3 protein-coding genes and 1 pseudogene are annotated in these 3,378 nt (G+C 36.9%); 1 reads left to right on the plus strand and 3 read right to left on the minus strand.

Features of this window, described 5'->3' with window-relative positions:
* Positions 1 to 51: 51 nt before the first annotated feature.
* Positions 52 to 1,647, minus strand: a complete 1,596-nt coding sequence (locus PN497_RS20595; RefSeq protein ID WP_096572630.1) for an MlaD family protein — start codon at positions 1,645 to 1,647, stop codon at positions 52 to 54.
* Between the two features lie 224 nt (positions 1,648 to 1,871).
* Positions 1,872 to 2,675, minus strand: a complete 804-nt coding sequence (locus PN497_RS20600; protein WP_096567094.1) for an ABC transporter ATP-binding protein — start codon at positions 2,673 to 2,675, stop codon at positions 1,872 to 1,874.
* A gap of 45 nt (positions 2,676 to 2,720) precedes the next feature.
* Between PN497_RS20600 and PN497_RS20605 the strand changes: the two are divergent.
* Positions 2,721 to 2,933: pseudogene (locus PN497_RS20605) on the plus strand (FAD-dependent oxidoreductase); the annotation flags it as partial.
* 12 nt (positions 2,934 to 2,945) lie between these two features.
* Here PN497_RS20605 and PN497_RS20610 read toward each other — a convergent pair.
* A partial coding sequence (locus PN497_RS20610) for an RNA-guided endonuclease InsQ/TnpB family protein (protein ID WP_272110812.1) occupies positions 2,946 to 3,378 on the minus strand: 433 nt, incomplete at its 5' end.

Here is a 3,378-nt window from a genome sequence, read left to right on the forward strand (position 1 = left end):
AGTCAGCAGTCAGCAGTCAGCAGTCACCAGTCACCAGTCACCAGTCCCCTGTCACCTGTCACCTGTTCGCTCTCTTAACTTTTGCAATAGCTGTTGTTGGGATGAGTCTGGGGTAGGTGTAATGGTGTTTTGGGGGATGTTTTCGGCACTTTCCACAGCAGCAGGTACGGTGGGAGTTACGGCTTTTTCTGGGGAAGATGGTTCGGAAATAATTACAGGTGGTAATAACTCTGGTTGTGTGTTGAATTGGATTATTTCTGTAGTTGGTAATGGGGTGAAAATTACTACTTTGTTGATTTTTTCAACAGCTTTTATTTCTGGTTTAGCAGTGATATTTTTAGGGATATTTTCCAGAGATTTTGGTGTTTGTGAAGCAGCTTTAAAAGTAGGTTGAGGTGTGATATTTTCGGCTGGATTCATAGATGTTTTGAGAGCATCTAAGGTAAAAGCTACCTTTGTTTGTTGCTGCATATTTTCTGTAGAAGATACCAATTTACTTAGACCATTGACCAACTGTAAAAGATTTTGCCGAAATTTCGGATCTCCTGTTAATTCATCTAAGTCAGATGTAATTTTTTGGGTATTTTCAAAAGTTACTCTAGCAGCGTCTAAAGTTTGTTGCAAAAGCACAATATTTTGCGGATCATTTAAATTTTTAGAAGCATTTTTTAAATTAGCAGAAGCTTCCGCAGCGTTAGCAGAGAGAATTTCTAAATTTTTCAATAATTCTCCTTCTGTTAAACGATTAACCGCAGGTGATAAACTACTAACTGTTTGACGTAGTTGGTTACTGGTTTGGGTAATATTATTTAAAGTACCGACTAAAGCAGAACGATTTGTAGTTAATAACTCATCTAAGTTATTTAATAACTTACTTGCTTGTTTTGCAGTTGTACTAAATTCACTCGCTGTTGTACCTAATTGATTTGCGGTTTTTGTTGTTGTGGTTGTGAGTTCATTTGTTGCTCGTTGGATAGTGACAGCAGTATTAGAAAATGTGCCTAATTGTCCTTGAAAACTTCTGCTGACACTTTGCATTTCTCGACTGAGTTTAGCAATACTATCAGCCGCATTCGCAGAAGTTACTAAAAGGCGATTAACGTTGTCGTAAAATTCCTTATTATTATATTGAGCAGCAAAATCAGATGATTGGCGGATCAGTTCATCAACGCTAATTCCAATCTCACCTTTTAATTTAGCAGATTCGTTACAAATAATCAAACCAGGATTACAATCTTTCTCTAATGGTCCGGCAATATCTTGAGGAACTTGTGCATTAGGTGGTGGACTAATATCAATGATACTTTCATTAATTAATCCACTTTGATTTGCTTCAATTTTAGAATCAGCAGGAATTTTTAATTGAGGATCGTTGATTTCAATTTCTACATTAACAGCATTTGCTCCGGTTTTGATACTAGAAATACTACCCACTTTCACACCACGATAACGAACTGGTGAGCCTTTTTGCATTCCCCCAGCGTTAGCAAATTCAACCACAGCTTTATAAGAACTGCTTCCGGGCGTGATTCTATTTAACCATAGCCATATTACCCCAAATGCTCCTAACCCTAGTAAGATTAATAAACCTACCGATCCTTCTCTAAAAGTTCTTGTAGAAGTGAATCCACTAATTAGACCTCGCATTTTTTCGCGCTCCATAAAAATAGTCCTAATTCGTAATTCGTAATTCGTAATTCGTAATTCGTAATTTGTAATTTGTAATTCCTAATTTGTAATTCCTCATTCGTAATTCTTAATTATTAATTTGTAAATACTGTGAAGAGAAAATAGTAAACAAATATTTTTATTTTGACTCCTTGAACTCCTGACTCCTTGAACTCCTGACTCCTGACTCCTAAAATATATTATCAACCAGCCACTTGAATTGGACCATGTATACTCCCACTCATAAATTGTCTAATCAAACGGTTTTCTGTATGATCTATTTCATTTACTTTACCTTGCCATTGCACTTTTCCTTGATAAAGAAATATCAACTTGTCAGATGTTCGACGAATGGTACTATCTTGGTGGGTAACGATGCAGTAGGTACTACAGACTCCTTGTGTACATTGCAAACTGCGGATTAAATCCTCAATTACTGTTGAAGCAATAGGATCAAGTCCGGCTGTAGGTTCATCGTATAATAAAACTTCTGGGTTATCTTTGGGATTATCGGGATTAGACATAATCGCACGCGCAAAACTTACCCGTTTTCGCATCCCTCCCGAAAGTTCTGAGGGGTAAAGATGACCAATACCTGGTAAACCTACCATTTCTAATTTTTCGTTGACAAGTTTGCGAATGCGCGATCGCTCTAATTTTGTATTCTGATACAATGAAAAACCAACGTTTTCATCTACATTCAAGGAGTCAAATAAAGCTGCTTGCTGAAATACCATCCCAATACTTACCGGATCACAACCATCTTCTATTAACCCCTCTCGCTTTATCCCTTGAATATAAATTTCTCCCTCATCCGGCTGTAATAACCCAGCTATAATTCTTAAAATCGTTGATTTACCAGTTCCTGAAGGTCCAATAATTCCTATTGCTTCTCCTTTGTAAATTTGCAAATCAACATCATCTAAAACCTTATTTTTACCAAAGGATTTAGAAATACCTCTTAGTTCAATTAATGGTTCTTCGTTAGGTGATTGGTAATTGGTCATTGGTGATTGGTGATATTATATAAATAGTCTAATGACTAATGACTAATGACAGATATTATTGTAATTGGTAGCGGTATCGGTGGTTTATCTGCGGCCGCGTTACTTGCACGTTATGGAAAACGGGTTGTAGTCTGTGAAGGTCATACTATTCCCGGTGGTGCAGCGCACACTTTTAAAAGACGCGGTTTTGAGTTTGATTCTGGTCCCTCCTTTTATTGCGGTTTAAGTGGTTCTCAAAGTTTAAATCCGATACAAAAAAGCTAACTAATGCTAACAAAAGTCGGCTTTTTCTTCCTGTTTCACCCTAGCAGTGTCGGCACTATCTAGTCCACAGGCTAACACGATCAATCTGACCGCTTCTTGTTTTAAATTAATCGCAGCGTTTAAATCTCTGTCAATCTCAAAGCCACAGTTATCACATTTAAACACTCTTTGAGATAATGAGAGTGATGATTTCTTTTCTCCACAACTTGAGCAAGTTTTGCTACTGGGATAATATCTATCCACAATTACTAACTTACTACCATACAGTTGTGTTTTGTATTCTAGCTGCCTTCTAAATTCATAAAAGCCCATATCGGCTATAGCTTTTGATAATTTCCCATTTGCTAACATCCCAGATACATTCAAATCTTCTATCCCTATCACCGCGTGGTTTTTGCTAATATAGGTAGTAATTTTGTGTAATGTATCTTTTCTGATA

The organism is Sphaerospermopsis kisseleviana CS-549 (assembly GCF_028329225.1).
GTDB lineage: Bacteria > Cyanobacteriota > Cyanobacteriia > Cyanobacteriales > Nostocaceae > Sphaerospermopsis > Sphaerospermopsis kisseleviana.